At 41.2% G+C, this 19,139-nt stretch carries 20 protein-coding genes and 2 pseudogenes; 12 read left to right on the top strand and 10 right to left on the bottom strand.

Features of this window, described 5'->3' with window-relative positions; genetic code table 11:
• Positions 1-278: 278 nt before the first annotated feature.
• From ONT19_RS04715 to ONT19_RS04705, 3 genes and pseudogenes are all read left to right on the top strand, one after another.
• A complete protein-coding gene (locus ONT19_RS04715; protein WP_254953927.1) occupies positions 279-1,493 on the top strand; it encodes an ORF6N domain-containing protein in 1,215 nt (404 codons plus the stop codon).
• Between the two features lie 255 nt (positions 1,494-1,748).
• Positions 1,749-2,669, top strand: coding sequence for a hypothetical protein (locus ONT19_RS04710; protein WP_264953046.1), 921 nt, complete (start codon positions 1,749-1,751; stop codon positions 2,667-2,669).
• A gap of 36 nt (positions 2,670-2,705) precedes the next feature.
• A pseudogene (locus tag ONT19_RS04705) lies at positions 2,706-2,887 on the top strand (tyrosine-type recombinase/integrase); the annotation flags it as partial.
• 277 nt (positions 2,888-3,164) lie between these two features.
• On the opposite strand, the gene ONT19_RS04700 reads toward ONT19_RS04705, so the two are convergent.
• The 5 genes and pseudogenes from ONT19_RS04700 to ONT19_RS04680 all read right to left on the bottom strand — a co-directional run.
• Positions 3,165-4,235, bottom strand: a complete 1,071-nt coding sequence (locus ONT19_RS04700; RefSeq protein WP_264953047.1) for a DUF6371 domain-containing protein — start codon at positions 4,233-4,235, stop codon at positions 3,165-3,167.
• Between the two features lie 85 nt (positions 4,236-4,320).
• Positions 4,321-5,715 (bottom strand): YfjI family protein, encoded by a 1,395-nt coding sequence (locus ONT19_RS04695; protein WP_118120312.1) that lies wholly within the window; start codon positions 5,713-5,715, stop codon positions 4,321-4,323.
• Between the two features lie 11 nt (positions 5,716-5,726).
• Positions 5,727-6,095, bottom strand: coding sequence for a helix-turn-helix domain-containing protein (locus ONT19_RS04690; RefSeq protein WP_218413618.1), 369 nt, complete (start codon positions 6,093-6,095; stop codon positions 5,727-5,729).
• 99 nt (positions 6,096-6,194) lie between these two features.
• On the bottom strand, positions 6,195-6,989 hold the full coding sequence (locus ONT19_RS04685; protein ID WP_147347193.1) for a hypothetical protein: 795 nt from the start codon (positions 6,987-6,989) through the stop codon (positions 6,195-6,197).
• A 163-nt stretch (positions 6,990-7,152) separates the two neighbouring features.
• Positions 7,153-7,317 (bottom strand): annotated as a pseudogene (locus ONT19_RS04680) (tyrosine-type recombinase/integrase); the annotation flags it as partial.
• Positions 7,318-7,607: 290 nt separating this feature from the next.
• Between ONT19_RS04680 and ONT19_RS04675 the strand changes: the two are divergent.
• The 5 genes from ONT19_RS04675 (at position 7,608) to ONT19_RS04655 (ending at position 13,043) form a co-directional block, all read left to right on the top strand.
• A complete protein-coding gene (locus ONT19_RS04675) occupies positions 7,608-8,837 on the top strand; it encodes a site-specific integrase (protein WP_118355076.1) in 1,230 nt (409 codons plus the stop codon).
• A gap of 31 nt (positions 8,838-8,868) precedes the next feature.
• Positions 8,869-10,092 carry a site-specific integrase gene (locus ONT19_RS04670; RefSeq protein ID WP_264953048.1) on the top strand — a complete coding sequence of 408 codons (1,224 nt, stop codon included), beginning with the start codon at positions 8,869-8,871 and terminating at the stop codon, positions 10,090-10,092.
• Complete coding sequence (locus ONT19_RS04665) at positions 10,089-10,451, top strand: hypothetical protein (RefSeq protein ID WP_119238501.1); 363 nt, start codon at positions 10,089-10,091, stop codon at positions 10,449-10,451. The genes ONT19_RS04670 and ONT19_RS04665 overlap by 4 nt, the downstream gene beginning before the upstream one ends.
• A 226-nt stretch (positions 10,452-10,677) precedes the next feature.
• Entirely contained in the window at positions 10,678-11,730 is a 1,053-nt protein-coding gene (locus ONT19_RS04660; protein ID WP_203069454.1) for a transposase, read from the top strand.
• Positions 11,731-11,996: 266 nt separating this feature from the next.
• Positions 11,997-13,043, top strand: a complete 1,047-nt coding sequence (locus tag ONT19_RS04655; RefSeq protein ID WP_007896893.1) for an IS110 family transposase — start codon at positions 11,997-11,999, stop codon at positions 13,041-13,043.
• Between the two features lie 396 nt (positions 13,044-13,439).
• Here the strand turns inward: ONT19_RS04655 and ONT19_RS04650 are convergent, their stop codons facing one another.
• Complete coding sequence (locus tag ONT19_RS04650) at positions 13,440-13,748, bottom strand: helix-turn-helix domain-containing protein (RefSeq protein WP_025066990.1); 309 nt, start codon at positions 13,746-13,748, stop codon at positions 13,440-13,442.
• 74 nt (positions 13,749-13,822) lie between these two features.
• A complete protein-coding gene (locus tag ONT19_RS04645; protein ID WP_008656559.1) occupies positions 13,823-14,134 on the bottom strand; it encodes a helix-turn-helix domain-containing protein in 312 nt (103 codons plus the stop codon).
• 397 nt (positions 14,135-14,531) lie between these two features.
• Between ONT19_RS04645 and ONT19_RS04640 the strand changes: the two genes are divergently transcribed.
• The 4 genes from ONT19_RS04640 (at position 14,532) to ONT19_RS04625 (ending at position 16,800) form a co-directional block, all read left to right on the top strand.
• A complete protein-coding gene (locus ONT19_RS04640; protein WP_203055038.1) occupies positions 14,532-15,014 on the top strand; it encodes a DUF3408 domain-containing protein in 483 nt (160 codons plus the stop codon).
• 184 nt (positions 15,015-15,198) lie between these two features.
• Positions 15,199-15,612, top strand: a complete 414-nt coding sequence (locus ONT19_RS04635) for a MobC family plasmid mobilization relaxosome protein (protein ID WP_264952178.1) — start codon at positions 15,199-15,201, stop codon at positions 15,610-15,612.
• Positions 15,609-16,559 carry a relaxase/mobilization nuclease domain-containing protein gene (locus ONT19_RS04630; protein WP_264952179.1) on the top strand — a complete coding sequence of 317 codons (951 nt, stop codon included), beginning with the start codon at positions 15,609-15,611 and terminating at the stop codon, positions 16,557-16,559. Before ONT19_RS04635 ends, ONT19_RS04630 begins: the two co-directional genes overlap by 4 nt.
• 31 nt (positions 16,560-16,590) lie before the next feature.
• The gene (locus ONT19_RS04625; protein ID WP_117664386.1) at positions 16,591-16,800 is read left to right on the top strand and encodes a hypothetical protein; all 210 of its coding nucleotides are present in this window, start codon (positions 16,591-16,593) and stop codon (positions 16,798-16,800) included.
• A gap of 1 nt (position 16,801) precedes the next feature.
• On the opposite strand, the gene ONT19_RS04620 is transcribed toward ONT19_RS04625, so the two are convergent.
• The 3 genes from ONT19_RS04620 to ONT19_RS04610 all read right to left on the bottom strand — a co-directional run bounded on the left by ONT19_RS04620 (position 16,802) and on the right by ONT19_RS04610 (position 18,875).
• Complete coding sequence (locus ONT19_RS04620) at positions 16,802-17,260, bottom strand: hypothetical protein (protein WP_228115612.1); 459 nt, start codon at positions 17,258-17,260, stop codon at positions 16,802-16,804.
• A gap of 19 nt (positions 17,261-17,279) precedes the next feature.
• Positions 17,280-18,110 carry an immunoglobulin-like domain-containing protein gene (locus ONT19_RS04615; RefSeq protein WP_264952180.1) on the bottom strand — a complete coding sequence of 277 codons (831 nt, stop codon included), beginning with the start codon at positions 18,108-18,110 and terminating at the stop codon, positions 17,280-17,282.
• Positions 18,111-18,254: 144 nt separating this feature from the next.
• Positions 18,255-18,875 carry a hypothetical protein gene (locus tag ONT19_RS04610; protein WP_134843831.1) on the bottom strand — a complete coding sequence of 207 codons (621 nt, stop codon included), beginning with the start codon at positions 18,873-18,875 and terminating at the stop codon, positions 18,255-18,257.
• Between the last annotated feature and the right edge of the window lie 264 nt (positions 18,876-19,139).

Here is a 19,139-nt window from a genome sequence, read left to right as displayed (position 1 = left end):
CCACAAGCACATCGAAAGCCTTTTGGATGGAAAGCAACAACTGCTCGATGTACTTGTTGGTCTCCACGGCTTCCTTGCTCTTGTCCTCCTTTGGCTGCTTTAGAGCTTTATGTTAATAAAACTACAATCATAGCAATAAAACTATTAATTTTACGTTCTTTTCAAAGAAAGGGGTTGTGCAATAGTAGCTTAAAGGCTAAAAGCACTACCTTTGAATGCTGTTAAATATGGTAATGTTCAAAGTCACAATTTGTGATCTCAAAAATAAAGATAGAAATATGGCAGACATAACGGAAAAGACAGGAAACGGCGAACTGGTCACAAATCGTGACCAGTTGGTTGTTGTTGACAATATAGAGCCTCTAATAAAAGTAATTAGAGGACAGCAAGTTATGCTTGACCGTGACCTTGCCACACTTTATGGCGTTGAAACAAAGCGTCTTAATGAGCAAGTAAAGCGTAATATTAAACGATTTCCAGAAGATTTCATGTTTCAATTGACCAAGGACGAATGTTTAAGGTCGCAAATTGCGACCTTAAACGAAGGACGCGGACAACATTTGAAACACATGCCTTACGTATTTACTGAAAACGGAGTCGCTATGCTTAGTAGTGTTTTACGTTCTGACACTGCGATTGAGGTGAATATTCGAATAATGCGAGCTTTCACTTCAATGCGTTACTTTCTACAGAACAATGCCGAAGTGTTTCAGCGTCTCTCGACTATGGAATACCATCAATTGGAAATGCAACAACACTTGCAAGAATCCGACAAGCGCATAGACGAGGTGTTTCGCAGATTGGACGAGGGCAACGCAAAGCCGAAACAAGGTGTGTTCTACAGAACTATCTTTTGGAAAGGAACTAAACAAAAGTTAGTAATGAGATTTTGCGCGATATTAATACTTTCTGTGATTTCAATTCTAAACAGTTTGGAATTGAAATCACAGACTGTTGTAAACATTTTAAGTAATGGTTATAAGTTAGAGAGAAGTTTATTTCTACACGGGAAAAAAATCGGGGTATATAATAAAAAGGGTAGATTGATTAAATTGTCCACAGATGACAAAACGCGTCAAAAGATATTTTTAAATCAATCTAATAGCCTAACAGATTATGGAATAAAGCTAAAATATCCCGAGGTCATATATAAGGATGCATGTGTTATTGCTGATATTTTATCAAGTTATGACCCAAGCGAAATCTTGTCATTTACAAAGCCAATAGGGGAACAAAAAAAGATTTCTATACAAAATATCAATAAGTATTACACATATCTTGATGCCAGTGTTGACTATGTGTTAAGTATTGAAATTATAGTCAAGGATTGTCTTATTACTCAATATAGTTATACATATAAGCCAAACATGTCTGACGTCATTATTTCATATACATGTGTCTTTACTTATGATAAGAATAATAGGGTCGTAAAATTAAAAAAAGAATATAGGAAACACTATGAAACAATAGAATTCATATATGAAACCAAATAAGACATGTTTCTTGCCAAGTCATATTGTGACATAGGTAATTCACGAAGTTCATCCAGCATAGTGGCCCCGGATGGTGAGATTACCACCACATTCGAGTACGACGATCACATAGGAGCATCCATTAAGGACTTGGGCAAGAAGTGGTTTGGTTTCTCCAAGATGGAGATACTTACACCAGACGAATGGTGGAAAGGATCAATAGAGAGTAATCAATACGCAATATTTCAAGAATATAAATATTAAAAATTACGAATTATGAAAAAAATACCATCTATAATGATTGTAGTTTGGGGAATAGCGGTATTATGTACACTATTCTTGAGTTCATGCAAGCGACCAGAGGTTTTAGACAATAGTACTCTTGTAAATAGCGCAAGAAACGTGGCTTTGACCTTTGGTCCTGCGTATGTTCCATTTTTTAAAGAGGCTAACGTATCGGATGTTCAAGTTTTTAAAAAGAAGGATTACGGAGGAGACAGCCGCCCTCAAATAAGAAAACAGATAGGAAGAAAGTTCTATACTGTAACTTTTACATATGATAGTACTGCCGTTAAATTTGATTTCGGATTTGCAGCAAGAGTCAGAATATGGAAAGATACAGGGGAACCATTAGATGTTATATTTGGTAATGGTTGGGGAAGAAATTTTTTCTTTTTAAGTTTTAAGGAACAAACAGATCATTCTGCAAATGACTATGAGAAAGTGGCTTCTGACTCTATTGTTAAAGTTCCATTGCAAACTGTACATGAAACAGAGAACATTTGGAATTCCAATGCTGACAACAAACAAGACAGCCTATCAACGAGGGTTTTTCTAACAAATACAGAGAAAGAGAAAATAAAAGAATTGGCTTCACATGTTCCAGATAGCATAAGAAATCGTTTTGCAGTTTTAGTGGATAAATGGAATTTTGCAATAGACCATAATCCTAAGACACGATATAGTGCAAGCACATATTCATATGCAAAATTGCCTGAGTTCATTCCTCTCAAATCAATGGGAAAACAAATAGTTCCACTAATTATGGAACGAATGATAAACTCTTCCGATTTTTATTTTCTTGTTCTTTATGAAGCTGTTCTGGAAGGAAATGAAACGAATGACGATTCTAAGTTTAGCGAAAGCGAACAAATCAGAGCTATAAGGTGTGTAAATAAATGGCTGGAAAAACAATAATGGGCAAGTTCTTCTATTATAATTGAATCTACAAAGGACTACTATGTTCTCACGAACAACACAAAACCGACTGAGCCAAGAACGTATCGCAACTATTTTAACAAGCTATTGAGCAGTTGGATATTCCGCGATTAAAATTCCATGGGCTATGCCACAGTTTTGCTACTCGCTGTATTGAGAGTCATTGCGATTACAAGACTGTGAGTGTTCTTTTGGGGTTACCGTTAGAACGTTCTAACGTTTGTTCAAATGAATGATATACATATAAACATATATACAATACTTTCTGTCTATATATCAATACGACAATGAATCAGTACGTCAGTAAGTCATTATCATATTTGCAAATCAATACTTACCGATAGGTTGATTCTGATACTCGACTTTGGAGAGGTATCTACCGATAGGCAAGTGCTTTCGAGAGTAACTCGAAAGGTTTTGAGTAACTCAAAACATAACTTGCTATCGTCAGATACCTCGATTTTTCAAATCATCTCAGAGTCTGAAACCACGTTGCCTTTTAGGAGTGCGGAAACGTGGTTGAGGCTCGTCAACAATTTCGAGTTTGAAGACATCTATCAACTTCCGAATGGCAGGATTCTGTTTGATGAGGGCTTGAAGTTTTGCTTCTGCAGGCTTGATTTTGAGCAAATAATCAGCAATGTCCAAGCCTTTAGCTTTATCTTCTTCGCAGGCTTGATGCTCTAAAAAGTCGAAAAGTGTTGCACGGATGCCGAGAACTTGCATCATTGGCAGCTTGTCTTGCCAAACTGTTGTCGCTCCCAAATCAGGGAATAAGATCACATCTCTGTTTTTCAGAACAGATAGCGACTTCGTGTTAAAGCAACCATTCTTACCACCACTTGCTATCCATAAGAATTGAGGAAGATAGTAGGAGGCTATCAAAGCTGTCTTCTCACTTTCAACCAATGCTATGGGCTTGGTCTTGGCTACATTGATAAGATGTTCACCAAAAAAGCATTGACAGAGATTGAAATCCTTGTGGGGGATAAGCGAGTGTACCCATGAAACATGGTTGTATGGTTCTTTTACTCGCTTACCTGTCTCTGGATTATAGAGCATTACCTTACCAGTTCTTACCTTGCCTTGATTGTCAACTTGCCAAAATACCGTGGCACCAGTCCAGTGTTTGGAAGTTCCGACATGATATTTCTCCATCAAAGAAAGAGTAGCTGTTTCACCGAATTGAGAAGATAGAAACAAGAAAAGGTTGTTCGCCTCATAACATTTCAGAGAACTTCGCATGATGTTCTCGTCTATATAAGAAGTGGGTAATGGCTTCGGCATTTCTCTCTTCTTATATGAAATAGTATCATCCTTTGTGAATGTCTCATTCTTCTCGGGATTCTTCACAAAAAAATCCTTGGGAGTGAAGTGATAACCACAACTTTGCTCATGGTTGCAGCGCCCCACGTAAGGAGGAAACTCAATCTTCCCTTCTGTGTCAATATATCGAGCGAAGTTACGTTTCTTATGGCATTCTGGACATGTATGTCGGGTAGCGATGCCTTTGTATGGCTCTAATATGAATCTATGTGTACTCATTTCATTTCTTTTTTATGTGGCGGTTCTGTCGGTTTTGTCGCTTTTGGTATTGAAACCGTCAAAAGCGACAATTCCGACAATACCGTCACGAGTTAATCTTTGAATATTCCCCATGCTTCTCTTTGCGAAATAGGACTCCGATGTTATCATTCAGAAATCTTTCCAATGTCCTTGACTTCATGTCGTTCTCTTTGGCGACATCATGAGCTTGGGCAGTAGTGAATGTTGCAGGAAGATGGTTGACGATTGCTTGTTGTTGAGCTGTAAGCATATTCTCGTTGAGGATATTTTGTACTGATATGGCAGAGTTCTTGAAATAATCTGTCAATCGGATGGCTCGCTCTACACTCAGCAGGTCGATGGCTTCCTTATCACATTCTCCACACGTCCATCGTGCCAATTGAATAATCAGACAGAAACGGATGATGTATATCTCCAACTTGCAATAGATGCTGACAATGGTATCATTTGTTTCATTGTCGCATTGCTCGGAGAAATGATGCTGCCATTCATAGAGCCTTGCCTTAGCTTCTTCAGTGAATGATAAGACATGAGGCTCGATTTCCTGTTGCTCATTTATTGGACACTCCATATCAATAAGGTGTTGAATGATGGCTTGCCAATCTCGCTCTATATTATCGGGCAACTCTCGGTCACTCCATCTCGCTTTCTGCTGAAGGTTAGGCATGACGAACAAAATGCGATCGATAAAGCCGTTGCTGGAGCGTTCGCCTTTCGCCAACTCACTAAGTATCTTCTTTTGGATGGTTCCGATTACTGAGATATAGGGGCGTTTAATGAAAATGGAACTCTTGGAACTTCTTCTGTCTGATATGGTTGTCTTGGCGCTAAAGACAGATAGCCAGAACTGTTCCTCTGAACCATTGTTATAGCGGTTGAAGTTCTTGAACCATGCAGATAGCTCGTCTGTCCATAGGCACAAACCCCTCTTGTTCTGCGCATGAATATAGCTCAAGCCTTCTGGTGTGACATCAGAGACCAAGAAACGTTTGCGTACAGGTTCTTGCGGGAATCCATCCTCTCCATTTTCAATGCGTTCCTTGCGAGACATGCACATCTTTTCCTCAAACTTACTGTATTGCTCCTCGAACAACTTGTTTTGCTCATAGTCGTAATCGAGGAATGGCTTCATAGCGAAGCTAAGTGGGTGGCTCTTGTTGGCTCCTGGTCTTCCGATAAGAGCCATGTATAAGATAGGACTTTCAAGCCAACCTTGTTTCATCTGTGCCAAGTGCGTGTTGCCGATACCAACAGCCAATGCAGTGAGTATGGCTGCTGATATATAGTCGGTAGGAAAACTGTGGCATTCGTGTACCTCCTTGATGATTCTCTGAATCTTGGCAGGAAAGATGCTTACGGGAAACTGGCTTCCTGATAGGCGAGTACTCATATCAATAGCCTTATCCATGATAATCATTGGATTGATGGAAGTTTCCTTATTGTTATTTAAAGCTGTCATTTGGCATAGAGTTAAAAATTATACATTGACTTGGGTTTGCGCTTCATTCCTCCTTGCATGGCTTTTAGCATTTCAGAATGGTTCTGCTCCTTGGTAGCTTTTCGACCATTCTCAATCCATGCAAGCAGCTCATCCTTATAGAAGTATAGCTTCTTACCTTTTTTATAGGATGGCAGAATGCCATGGTTAACCAATCGATAAATGGTTGGCTTCGACTTCATTATAATAATAGCAGCCTCATCAATCTCAACCAATATATGGTTATTTGCTGATGATGTAGGTTGAAGTGCTGATACCATTTGCTTCAACTCGATAACTTGTTCTGTTAAATAAGATACCGCTTGTGGTAGCTTATCAAAGGTGATACTTTCATTTATCATATCTGTTCATTTTTTATTATTCGGGTACAAAGTAAATGAGTTATGTGATGGAGATAAATATCACTGAGATATAACCTCTGAATAACTGCTCAATGCTTATCAGCAACAATAATGTGTCTTGATTCCGCCTTGAACATCTAAGCTTGGTAGTAATTCTATGATGCAGGTACCTTCCATTCTTAACTTCCTTATAATAGTGGATATTTCCACATCAACCAATGCATCTGCAAAAACTTGTTTTATAAAGGTTGCTGTATCAATGCCTTTCTTCTTGAAAAGGTTTCCTATATTCCAAGCATAATGCATTAAGTCAATAGTACGAATAGCCTTGTCAACAATCAATGAATGATGTCTCATGTGTGTAGAGGCACAACACTGGAAAATAGCGATGTTGTCACAAAGTTGGTTCAAATGCTCCTCTTTCATGTAGGCAGCAAAAGTTCTTCTGGTATAATCGATAGCTGAGTTTAACAAGACCTTTTCCTTTTTGGCTTTGTCTTCCAATGCTTCCTGTCTCAACTGTTCATAGCTTGTAATACAAGAAGAGGCTTCATCTGCATAGACGAAAGTTACATCTTCCAGGTTTAGCTCTTCCCCCTCGTCATATGTATTTGTTTCATTGATGGCAATAGAAGACAGACGCTTTCTTTCTGTATTGTTTACTGTATTACAAAAGATATGCTTAAACCATGGGGCAAGCAATCGTACGATACTATCTAATGCATGGAGATAAACAACCATCAGTATGGTGGTTGAGATAACGAACGTCAAGTTGCAGCTAAAGGTGTCTACACCATATTGCATAGCTTCGTTGCGAACAAGTGCACCAATGATAGACATTGCACACAAAACCAATAAATGCTGTGTCAAAAATTCTTTTTTAAACTGTTTCATATTGCGTATTATTAATCATTTGTGGCGCAAAAATAGGAAAAACTGCAGAAACAGACACGTGAGTCACGCGTGACTCACGTAAAACTTTTAGGAGCCTTTAACTAAAAAGCCCGATATTGAACATTTTTTCAATATCGGGCACCATGAAATGAATGCAATGGTTTTATTTAAGAGAAATCTTATTTGCAGTCTCTCTTTTCTTTGCGTTCACGAGGTCGGCATATATCTGTGTTGTGCTTACATTCTTATGGGTAAGCATTTTCGAAACCGTGTAAATGTCTGTGCCTAAGGCGATTTGAATTGTTGCATATGAGTGCCGGCTCATGTGCACAATTTAAGCAAAAGCAACGGAAAGTGAATATGAGATAAATGAGCTGCAAGTGGTTGAGAATGAGCAATATTTCATAATTCTACCAATTGGCTGCAAAGCAAAGCCGAGCAGGATATTGAGTTATTTCAGTTACCAAACCGTTAGCGGTCAGTTACCGAAACCAACACTGCTAACGAGGTGAAAAACAAATAGTTTGTCACCAGTGTTTGTTGCACTGTTCTGCACAACTTTCAATGACGGAGAATGCTTACTGATTGATTATTTTTGCAAACTAAAAAAGTAAGCAGATGAAAGTTGAAAAATTCAAGGTGCTGCTCTACCTCAAAAAGAGCGGATTGGACAAGAACGGTAAGGCTCCCATCATGGGACGCATCACCCTCAACCGAACAATGGCGCAGTTCGGTTGCAAGTTGTCATGTACGCCAAAGTTATGGAATCCACGTGAGAGCAGACTTGACGGCAAGAGCAAGGAGGCAGTGGAAGTGAACGCCAAGATTGACAAGCTGTTGCTGGCAATAAACTCAGCCTACGAGTCACTTGTGGAGCGCAAGACGGATTTTGACGCAAAGGCGATAAAGGATCTGTTTCAATGCAGTGCAGACACTCAGATGACCTTGTTGAAGCAGCTTGACGCCATCATTGCGGACATTGAGTCAAGAATCGGCATCGACTACAAGAAAGGCACGCTCCCAAACTACCAGTACACTCGCCTGACATTGGTATTGTTCGTCAAGAAGCGTTATGGAACTGACGATGTGGCATTCGGTGAGCTTGACGAGCAGTTTATCCGTGAGTACATGGACTTTTGCTTGGACGAGAGAGGTCTTGCACTTGATACAGTCCGCCACTATCTCGCCATCTTGAAGAAGACCTGCCGAATAGCTTTCAAGGCAGGACACTCCGAGCGTTATCATTTCATGCACTTCAAGCTACCTCAAAAGAAAGAGAATCCACCAAAGGCATTGACACATGAGGACTTCCTGAAAATTCGTGACCTCGAAATACCAGAGCGAAGAAAATCGTTGGCTTTGACCCGTGACCTTTTTCTTTTCGCTTGCTATACAGGCACGGCTTATGCCGATACTGTTTCTATCACGGAAGAAAACCTCTTTCGTGATGAGGAGGGCAGCCTTTGGCTGAAATACCACAGAAAGAAGAACAAGATGCTTGCACGTGTGAAGTTACTGCCAGAGGCGCTTGCCATGTTGGAGAAATACAAAGACCCGACAAGACCTACTCTTTTACCGCCACAGGAATTTCGAGTGCTGAGAGGTAACATGAAAAGTCTCCGAGTACTATCTGGCATAAGTATGGATTTGGTCTATCATGTTGGACGGCACAGTTTCGCATCGCTCGTTACGCTCGAAGAAGGTGTTCCGATAGAGACTATCAGCAGAATGCTTGGTCACAACAACATTCAGACCACGCAAATCTATGCACGTGTCACCCCGAAAAAGCTATTTGAGGATATGGACAAGTTCATCGAAGCCAACAAGGACTTCAAGTTTGTCCTGTAATATTATCACAAAATAAGAAAGGAACATAACAATGAGAAGTACATACAAGCAGTTTTATTATATCAACCGTGGCAGAGTAAAGGCAGACGGAACCACATCTATATTTTGCCGTATCACGATTGACGGCAAAGTGTCAGCCATAGCAACAGGTCTTTACTGTGCTCCCGAAGAATGGGACACGAAAAAAGGTGAAGCCAAGAATGCAAGAGTGAACGGACAACTGCAAGCGTTCAGACTAAGAATTGACGAAGCCTACGAGCAGGCAACAAAGGAAAAGGGCATCGTTACCGCCGAGATCCTGAAGAATGTTATTGTTGATGCAAATACTATCCCGATGACATTGCTTGCCACTGGCGAGGAGGAGCGTGAACGCCTTAGGCTGCGCTCCATCCGTATTAACTCAACATCTTCTTATCGCCAATCTAAGACATCGCAGCTAAACTTGCGAGAGTTCATCGGGTTACGAGGAATGAATGACATTGCATTTGAAGATTTGACTGAGGAATTTGGCAAATCTTATAAATTGTTCTTGATTGGCAAAGGGTATAGTGCATCCAATACGAACCATAATCTCTGTTGGCTGCAACGCTTGGTTTATATTGCTGTTGACAGAGGTCTGCTGAAATTCAATCCATTGGAAGATGTCGGATATGAAAAGAAAGGCTCACCAAAGCGTAGACATATATCCAGAAATGACTTGCTGCTCATTATGGAGACTCCTATGGAGGATAAGGCTTTGGAGTTGGCACGAAGAATGTTTATTTTCTCCAGCCTTACAGGTTTGGCTTATGTCGATTTACGTAACCTGTATCCACACCATATCGGGATGACGGCAGACAGTAGAAAATACATCCGTGAGAAAAGAGCAAAGACCAACAACGAAGCGTTCATTCCCTTGCACCCGATAGCTGAACAAATAATGTCGCTATACAATACAGCGGATGATAGCAAACCTGTTTTCCCTCTTTCTTCACGTGATTCCATGTGGTTTGAATTTCATTCACTCGGTGTGGCTTTGGGTATCAATGAGAACCTTACCGCACATGTTGCAAGACATACATTCGGAGTAAACATGGTTACTTCGGGCATATCAATGGAAAGCATCGCCAAGATGATGGGGCATTCCAACCTGCGAAGCACCCAGGTCTATGCCGTCATCACCGATGACAAGATATCCAAGGACATGGACAAGCTGATGCAGCGCAGAGAAACAAAAGAAACTGACCAGAATAAAAATAAGGAGGACGGGAAATGAACAGAGGGATAATAACTATCAGCGAGAGCGGAACGGTATCCATGCCGACCGATACTGTATGGATGACCATGCAGGAGATTGCCGACATGTATAATGTATTCGGCTGCTATGTGCGCAAGGCTGTTAAGGCTATATTCAAGGATGGCATTCTGAAAGAGCAGGGTGTACGCCGTCATGTCAGGAAGAACGACCGCATCAGCTATGATGTGTATAGTCTTGAACTCGTCATTGCGGTAGCCTTCCGTATTGACAGCATTGAGAGCCGAGCCTTTCGGGAGTTCATCATGCAGTCCGTCATCGGCAGACAGACAAGCCGCACTAAACTGGTCTGTATCTTTACAGAGAATGCAATGGCGTAGACCTACCATAAAGCAACGTTCCTTGGAGGCTTTGCGCCTCCAGCCACTTGGGCGAACCACCGCAGTGTTTTTTTTACCTTTGCACCCAGGAATCAAGTTAGGATATTTGGTTAATGGGTGTTAAGGTGAACTATCTTTCTTTCAAGGTATGCCCTTTCTCATGTCATAGTCCTTATATAATCCAGCCAACTTTCTTGATTCCATTTAACTATTAAATGTCAAAATTATGGATAAAGAACTTTACATAGGCGTGGATGTCTCAAAGCAGACTCTCGACCTTGCTTATTATGACGGAGAAAGCATTGATTGGAAGAAAGCCCATATAAAGGTGAGCAACAACAATGCAGGTTTCAAGAAAATTGGTTCATGGGTGGCAAAGGTAAGCAAGGGGTTTGATATAGTCTTGTTCTGTATGGAATATACAGGACTTTACACCCAAAACTTTAGACTGTGGTTGGAAGAGAAACATTATATTTATAGGATGGTGGAACCTCGCAAGATGCATCGCTTTGAGCCAGACTTGGATGATGGACTGCGTTCGCTCGACCGCATCAAGACTGACGAGCTTGATTCTTTCCGCATAGCCATTTACTGTGAGCAGAACCACAGAAAGATTCTTCGCAACCCATCAAAACTTCCTCCTCCTGTATATTTTAAGTTGAAGAGGCTTTTGGCGGAACGCAAGCAGACAGTCAAGCAGTCAGTCCTTTACAAGCAGCAGCTTCATGATATATGTGCGTATGACACAGATTTGTCTGTGGAACGTAAGAATGGGCAACTTAAAACGCTCAATGATGCACTTAAAGGCATAGACAATGAAATTGACATGTACATAAAAGAAGATGCGGACATCAGCAAGAACTTTTCCCTGCTGACATCAATACCTGGTATTGGGCGTGTTGTCGCACTTGAAACCATTGTCTTGACCGAAAACTTCATGGCAATAGATAACCCACGTAAATACGCTTGCTATATTGGTGTCGCTCCTTTCAAGAAAGAATCTGGTACATCTGTGAGAAAAGGCTCGTCAGTCTCTAAGAAAGGTTTTAAACAGGCAAAGGCAGATTTGTCCATTGCCTGTTTGGTTTGCATGCAGCACATTCCGAACATCAGAGATTACTGGGAACGCAAGAGAAAGGAGAAATGCAGTGGAATAGTGTTTAATGCAATCAAGTTTAAGATGATACTCCGTATGTTTGCCGTTATAAAACGAGGTACTCCGTATGTGGAGACGGACAATTATCGAAATGGGAAAAACAAGCAACCAGGAGTGAACTAACAGTGTTTTAAGACCATCACTATACCATGATAGAGTCTCTTGGTTGCTTTTGGCACTACCTTTGCGAGGAATCCTCAAAAGGAAGGAACTCCAGACAGAGGTAGTGAACTTTTTAATCTTAGGCAAAGCCCTTTCCCTTGATATAGTCTCCTCTGCCCGAAATGTCAGACTCAGTGCCTTTTAGGGAATTAGCTGTCCGTCCCAGCTTTTAAAAGATTTGGCTTATCCTGACATAGAGAGTTCCTTTCGTAAAGCGGTGCAAAGATATGAAAAATAAATCATTTGTAGGCATTGACATCTCTAAAAATGTCATAGATGTATCTATATTTCGTGAGGATACCAACATCAAAATGTTCCCTCATGAGGTGTTCAACAACACTCGCAAGGGATTTGGCGATATGTGCTCATGGCTCAAAAAGAGCCGTGTGGTACTTTCCCAAGCCCTGTTTGGCATGGAATTTACAGGTTGCTACTCCTTGGACTTGGAAAAATTCCTCACGTCCAAGAATTACTCTTTCTGTATGCTTAGTACACGTATAGTAAAACATCATCCTATGGGGACAATAGATAAGCGAGACAAGAATGACTCTGCAAAGATAGCTGACTTCCTCTATCGTTATGATGGCACGGAATGTGCCAAGCCATACAAGTTGCCAAGCAAGGCTATGCAACAATTGAAGCAACTTGTCAATGAGCGTAAGTTCCTTGTGGAGCAACGGACAAACTTTATGAACCGAATGCAGATGTTTGAAACGAAAGAGGATTCTGCCATGTATGAGAGCTACATTAAAAAACTCAATCATGACATTGAGAAGATAGATCAGGAAGAGTGTGAATTAATGTCCAAGGAGGAAGATGTCTTTGACACTTTTCAGAATCTGTTGACGATACCAGGAATTGGTTTTGTCAATGCAACAAACATAATTGCCATCACACGAAACTTTACCGCTTTTGACACAGCTCGGCAATATGCGAGATATGTTGGCGTAGCTCCATGCAGTCACACTTCTGGTACCAGTGTGAAATGGCGTGCCCGACCTTCCGCACACTGTAACGGTCAAGTGAAAGCTGACCTGTCTATGGCGGCATTGAGAGCTGTTGAGTACGATGTGGAAATGCAAATGTTTTATAATCGAAAGTTAGGAGGCAGAAAAGATTCTGATACTAAGCGTAAGGCATTGAATGCCGTCAAGTTTAAGCTCATTTGCAGAATGTTTGCCATAGGCAAGCAAAAGAGAAAATGGGAAGTGTTGAACACCTCTGACGACAGAAAGAACTTACATATTGAAAAGTCCAAAGCAAGTGAACTATGACAATGTACCATTGTCTCTTATAGTCTTGTGAGGACAGATACGGATAACTAATTAGGAATCGAGCAAAAAGCTATTAAAAGAAAGAGTTCCGTATCGTTTTTTTTTTGTAACAGAAAAGTCAAAAAATGTCTTCTTCTGCTACAGGGGTAGGTATGACTATATGCTTTCTGGGGGCTATTTTGCTTATTTTAACACAAAAAAGCTCTCAAAAATTTGGTGATGTCTTAGGAATCATGGTATTAGATTTTATACAGACCATACGGAGAACACTCGGCAAACACGACCAACTCGGTATAGCCAATAAAACGAGGCGACAACCTATAACAGCCACGCTCGGTAAGTTATACGTTGTCGCCTTGTTCATTTCACCCCACTCATCAAGGACATGCATTTCTCCTACAAGCCCTTCATTCTGTACGCCTCACGATAGTTAGCCATCAGAATCTTCTGAATGTCGGACTCGCGGTAGAGTATCTTTCCGCCAAGCTGGATATACGGGATGACACCGTTGTTTCGGTAGTCCTGCAGGGTTCTTCGGCTCAGTTGCAGCCTGGCACAAAGCTCCTTGTCCGTCATGAAGCGCTCACCGTCAAGCATGGGGCGGTAGTTCATCACGGCACGTTCAAAATTGTCAACCATTCGGTTGAGGTGGTTCACGATGTGGTTCATCCACTCGCTGTTTCTTGTCATTACTTCATTGCTCATAGTTTTATTGTTGATACTTACGTTACTCGGTTTACTTGCTGCATTGGATAAAGTGGCTGTTGTATATTGACAGCCTAACCTGTGCGCTTGCGAAAGCGCATGTCCTTTTTCTTGTCCTCCACTACTGCTACGATAGCCATCACGTCCTCCGGCTTGTAGTAGGTCTTGTGGCTGATTTGCGTATAAGCCAAAGTTCCGTTGTCCCGAAGCGTCTGCACTGTCCGTGGGCAGATGTTGAGCGTCTGACACACGTCCTGCGTGTCGAGCCACTTGTTCATGGTCTTGTCCTCACTGCGCTCACGGATTCTGTCCATGCGCTTCACGAAGTTCTCCAACTGGGCATCAAGATAGTTGAATGCCTCTTCCTCGAATACGATGAATCCCATACTTTTCTTTTTTCTAAGTTAATACTATGTTATATGTCGCAAAGCTCCACGCATATGCTGTGCTCCACGTTTGTGAGTGCAAAGATAAGGCACGGCAATCTAAAAACAAGCGTTTTCAATTTCTGTGGCAGTATGTTGCCGGGGTTTGCCGACTTCAACGCCAAAAACAACAAGAAAAACTTGCACGACTGCAACGAATACATGAACTATGATGAGTTGAGAAATACGTTGAAGTTCTCACAACTATCTCGGTATGCAAATAAGCAAGCCACAACTAAATTGCCACGTTACACCCAATCAGTTGCATGGCTGCACTCAGTACACTTACTTTGCACCCGACAATCGGTCAATGGTGCAAACCGTGACCACTATACTAACAAATAAAACAGCATAAGCTATGGCAAGAACAAAAGATGCAGTCTTGGCTCCTGAGCAAAAGGAGCTGATGGAAAAAGAGTATTTGGATTTTGTTAAACCCTCTACGTATGGCAACAAAGCCAATCCAAGTAGTTGTGATTCTCTCTATGATGATGTAGAGAACCCAGAGTTGAGAGCAATTGTAGAGAAAGTTGCTGCAACAACTCCCTATAGAGAGGAAACATCAACGAACGAGGCTCAATCGCCACCGAATCCGCAGAAGCGCATCAGTGGCAAGCAGCGCAAGGCGACATTGGAGGAGTATCAGCAGACCTTCCTCCAGGTTCCAAGGATTGACGACCGCAAGCCAGTCTTCGTCAGTTCCGATGTACGAGACCGTCTTGATCGTGTCGTCCGCATCCTCGGAGGGAGACGCATGAGCGTATCGGGCATCATCGAGAACATCGTGCGCCACCACCTAAGCCTTTATGAAGAGGACTTCGAGGCTTGGCGCAAATTGTGAGAATTAAGGTCTGCGACCTTGGACGTGGATAGCTGAAAGGCTGTAGTTCCAACTAACGTGTTCTGAGAGGGAGCGAGGTTATGTTTTGGGAACCCCAAAACGCCTCGCTCCACCATGAGGGTGGAGGAATTTTGCTCCCGATGGTCGCAGAAAGTGAGTGTACCAACTGTAAACAGTGTATAGAATGACAAGCATACATGAACAGGACAAGAAAAAGGACGGAAGACCGCCCACAGGCAGGGTTCGCAAGCTGTCGAAGTCTGTTACGGTGAAGTTCTCGAAGCCAAGCTACGAGGCATTGAAACTGAGGGCAAGAAAAGCCAATCGCAAGTTGGCGGAGTATATCCGTGAGTCAGCCTTGAATGGCGAGGTGGTCAGCGGACACAATGCAGAGACGGTAGCCATTGCCAAGAACCTCATCGGTATGGCGAACAACCTCAACCAACTTGCCAAGCTGTCGCATCAGAGAGGTTTCCATGAAACCCATGTATATGTGGTGGACTTGTTGAGAAGATTAAAAGAAATCCTTGGCGAGTATCGCCAAGCAAGTCCAAAATCGAAGCCATGCGGAATAGGCAGAAAGGAGGATGCTACATGATAGGCAAGCTAAAGAAGGGCAGCTCATTTGCTGGTTGCATCCGCTATGTTACAGGCAAGGACGAGGCGAAAATCCTTGCCTCTGATGGTGTGTTACTCGGCACGAATACCGAGATGACGCAAAGTTTCGAGCTACAAAGGCAACTAAATCCAAGGATTAAGAAGCCTGTGGGGCACATAGCTTTGAGCTTCAAGCCCGAGGACAAGCCACGTTTGACGAATGAATTCATGGCTAAGATAGCCCTTGAATACATGCAGATGATGGGGATAAAAGATACTCAATTCATCATCGTAAGGCATCACAACACCGACAATCCACATTGTCATATCGTGTATAACCGCATCAATAACGAGGGCAAGCTCATATCAGACAGGAATGATTACAGGCGTAATGAGCAAGTGACCAAGGCTCTTAAATCCAAGTATGGGCTTACTTACGGAACTGACAAGAGCAAGACTAATACTCGCAAGTTACGCAATGCTGAGCGTGCCAAATATGAGATTCACAATGCAGTCAAGGATGCCTTGAAAGTCGTAGAAAATTGGCATAAGTTCAAGAATGAACTTGCAAAGCGAGGTGTTCACTTGGAGTTAGTCTATAAGGACAAGGAGAGAACCAAGGTGCAAGGTATCCGTTTCTGCAAGGATGGATATAGTTTCAAGGGGACACAGATTAGCCGAGACTATAGCTTTGGCAAACTGAATGCGAGATTTGAGGGAATGGAGAAACACGTTTCATCAAGAGACAACTCTACTCTGCAATACGAGCAAGGCCATCACAAGAGCAACGATGAGCCATCCATGTCGGATAGCAGCCAAGACCTTTGGTACGGCATTTCTTCCATTGGACTTTTTGCTCCAGCTAATGCTCAGACCTTTGAGTCATTCCCAGAGGATGAATCAGCCAAGAAGAAAAAGAAGAAACGCAGAAGAGGCTTTAGCCTTTGATGCAAGTTACAAACCAAACAACATCAGAAATATGAAAGAAGAAATATTGGAAGCCATCTACGGCACAGTTGAGAGATTGGAGCAGAAAGTCGATGAACTTTCTGCTTCACCAAAGAACGCAGGAGCGGAAACAGTTCTTAGCCCTGCAAGTGTTGACACAAGCAAACTTGAAAAAGCCATCCTTTCTGTGCTGTACAAAAATTCCGTGGAAACGCAATTCGTTCCACGGAATTTTCCTTAAGTTATTTTATCGTATCTCCATAATCAGCTTCCTCTTCTTCCTGTAAATATAAGCATATTACATTAAGATAATCTACAATTTCCTTGTGTGTTAAATTTAACTTTTTAATACAAGAGCAGAATTCCATAATAACACCTTCTGGATTATAGTCCCCTCGGCTATTAAAGATGAAAATTTTCTCTCTCTTATAGACAAAAATTTGTCTTGGAAAATGTGGTCCCATGCCTTTGAAAGCATATATTCCATCCACAAAATTATAATTATTAGGAGAGATGAGGTTTACAACATTTTTACTTGCATTTGTATATTTATCTTCATAGTTATTTTCTATTTGTTCCGCTATACTATCAGGTAAGCACACACTTTTTAGTGAATCTAAGCATTGTCCCTTAATTGATATGTAAGGAACAATGCTACAGATAAAACATAATAGGATTTTATTGATTATCGTTATTTTCATTGTTATTTCTTAATTTACCTCACAAAGTTACACCATAAAAACGGCAATTCTCCGATTTTGTTTCTCTCAACTCAAAGGTTGCCATAAGCAGCACCTTATTGCCATCTATGTTATCTTCGTAGAAGAAGCGATAGACGCCTGGTTTGTTGGGAAGAATATCGGGAAAAAGATGGGCAGTAATGGTGCCGCTTTGACCATCGTTTAAAACATGACCGATGGCCGTGAACAAGCAATCGGTGGGCACAACAAACCAATTGCCATCCGCTCCTTGGGCTGTGATGCTATAGGCATCGCCATACACAAATTCCTCGCCACTATGGTTGGTAATCGTGAATCTGATTTCCGTGGTGCCCAATGGATAGGAAGGCTTCTCCGCCTTGAGGGAGATGCCTTGGTAGGTGCTCACGCCTTCCCTGTTGTCGATGATAGGGTCCAACTTGCCCTCAAACCTGATGGCGGGCGAGTTGTAAATCTGCCTACGAAACTCCAGCTGCTTCTCCTTCGTGTTCCAACGGAGCGCAACATCAATGGAGTTGGATCCCATTCCAAATCCAACAACATTTCGCAAGGCCGGGGTCTTGTCTTCCGACAGGAACTTCCGCTCAAGTATCCGCATAATGGCGTTCAGTTCCCTATGCGAATATTTACGCGCCGAAGCCTTGCGATAGGTTCTCTTCTTGCTCTTGACAACTCTCTTTTTGCTAATGGCAACCCTCTTTTTGCCAACAGTTGCCACTTTCTTTTGCTGAATGGCCATTGATGGGTTGCAAGCAGCACAAGTGGTTTGCATTGAAAGGAACATTGTCAATCCTAATATTATTGCATTGAGGAGTTTTGGCTTCAGTCTCATAGTTATCAGCAATTAATAATTTAACATGTAGAGATATGAACTCTTATAGTATATTTCTTTTCAAGGATGAAAATAATTGTCATAAGGAAAAATCACTTTGCCTTATGACAATTATACACAGTTAGAATACTTAAAACAGATATTCTATTTCAACAGACTATCAAAAGTCCTTATTAACGAAATAGGATCTTTATAAAATTCTTTCGTATCTAAATTAGACACAGTTTCTTTCATCACAGGATATGGCTTAAATACAATTTTAAGCAACATTTTCGCACCAATACTACTTCCCATACAATAACCCTTTGCCACATCTTCATTCTTTACCTTAAAATAGAAAACATAGTTTGTGCCTTCCAAATGTAATGTTTTGGTATTTGTTATTGTTGAGATATAGTGTATATAGGCAGACACATTTTCCCCTTCATACACAGGTTTGAGGAATATCGGAGTTTTGTATGGTTTTGGATTTTTGTTCCAAACGCTTGGCAATGATTTTTGCGCCATAAGCGGAACGAACTTTATCCACTTTTTAGATTTTGAATCGTAGTACTTAATGCTCTTTATCTCTGTAGATTTGTATTCTTTCTTTTCTTTAGAGTTGGAATCTTTAGTAACAACGACATCACCATCATCAAGCATAAATAAAGTTTTTGTGACTCCCTTAACCACATTTCCGTTGTTTAAGGTAATTTCAACATTGTCCTGTGCTTGTACCATTACACACAACAAGAGGGCAAGAAACATAAAAAATAGTCTTTTCATACTCATGTTATTTTACGGTTTGACTTAATATCACAAAAATACTATTTTTTTCTTTGCTATCCAGAAAAAACACATTTTTTAACTTATTTATCCGTGCAAATAGTAATATTTAACGCTTGAAACGAAAAATGGTTTATGGAAACTGTTATCTGTTATCTGTTATTTGTTATCTGTACAGCAAAAAAAATCGTTTTTGGAAACTGTCAACTGTAACGCTTGGGGATGATGTTATTGACCTGTCATGTGACATTTTACTCTTGTATA

Source organism: Segatella copri (assembly GCF_026015625.1).
Lineage (GTDB): Bacteria > Bacteroidota > Bacteroidia > Bacteroidales > Bacteroidaceae > Prevotella > Prevotella copri_H.
This window is presented reverse-complemented; position numbering and strand designations above follow the sequence as displayed.

Coding starts and splice junctions, on each gene's coding strand:
- ONT19_RS04715 (WP_254953927.1), top strand. CDS start 279: ATGGCAGACATAACGGAAAAGACAGGAAACGGCGAACTGGTCACAAAT.
- ONT19_RS04710 (WP_264953046.1), top strand. CDS start 1,749: ATGAAAAAAATACCATCTATAATGATTGTAGTTTGGGGAATAGCGGTA.
- ONT19_RS04700 (WP_264953047.1), bottom strand. CDS start 4,235: ATGAGTACACATAGATTCATATTAGAGCCATACAAAGGCATCGCTACC.
- ONT19_RS04695 (WP_118120312.1), bottom strand. CDS start 5,715: ATGACAGCTTTAAATAACAATAAGGAAACTTCCATCAATCCAATGATT.
- ONT19_RS04690 (WP_218413618.1), bottom strand. CDS start 6,095: ATGATAAATGAAAGTATCACCTTTGATAAGCTACCACAAGCGGTATCT.
- ONT19_RS04685 (WP_147347193.1), bottom strand. CDS start 6,989: ATGAAACAGTTTAAAAAAGAATTTTTGACACAGCATTTATTGGTTTTG.
- ONT19_RS04675 (WP_118355076.1), top strand. CDS start 7,608: ATGAAAGTTGAAAAATTCAAGGTGCTGCTCTACCTCAAAAAGAGCGGA.
- ONT19_RS04670 (WP_264953048.1), top strand. CDS start 8,869: ATGAGAAGTACATACAAGCAGTTTTATTATATCAACCGTGGCAGAGTA.
- ONT19_RS04665 (WP_119238501.1), top strand. CDS start 10,089: ATGAACAGAGGGATAATAACTATCAGCGAGAGCGGAACGGTATCCATG.
- ONT19_RS04660 (WP_203069454.1), top strand. CDS start 10,678: ATGGATAAAGAACTTTACATAGGCGTGGATGTCTCAAAGCAGACTCTC.
- ONT19_RS04655 (WP_007896893.1), top strand. CDS start 11,997: ATGAAAAATAAATCATTTGTAGGCATTGACATCTCTAAAAATGTCATA.
- ONT19_RS04650 (WP_025066990.1), bottom strand. CDS start 13,748: ATGAGCAATGAAGTAATGACAAGAAACAGCGAGTGGATGAACCACATC.
- ONT19_RS04645 (WP_008656559.1), bottom strand. CDS start 14,134: ATGGGATTCATCGTATTCGAGGAAGAGGCATTCAACTATCTTGATGCC.
- ONT19_RS04640 (WP_203055038.1), top strand. CDS start 14,532: ATGGCAAGAACAAAAGATGCAGTCTTGGCTCCTGAGCAAAAGGAGCTG.
- ONT19_RS04635 (WP_264952178.1), top strand. CDS start 15,199: ATGACAAGCATACATGAACAGGACAAGAAAAAGGACGGAAGACCGCCC.
- ONT19_RS04630 (WP_264952179.1), top strand. CDS start 15,609: ATGATAGGCAAGCTAAAGAAGGGCAGCTCATTTGCTGGTTGCATCCGC.
- ONT19_RS04625 (WP_117664386.1), top strand. CDS start 16,591: ATGAAAGAAGAAATATTGGAAGCCATCTACGGCACAGTTGAGAGATTG.
- ONT19_RS04620 (WP_228115612.1), bottom strand. CDS start 17,260: ATGAAAATAACGATAATCAATAAAATCCTATTATGTTTTATCTGTAGC.
- ONT19_RS04615 (WP_264952180.1), bottom strand. CDS start 18,110: ATGAGACTGAAGCCAAAACTCCTCAATGCAATAATATTAGGATTGACA.
- ONT19_RS04610 (WP_134843831.1), bottom strand. CDS start 18,875: ATGAAAAGACTATTTTTTATGTTTCTTGCCCTCTTGTTGTGTGTAATG.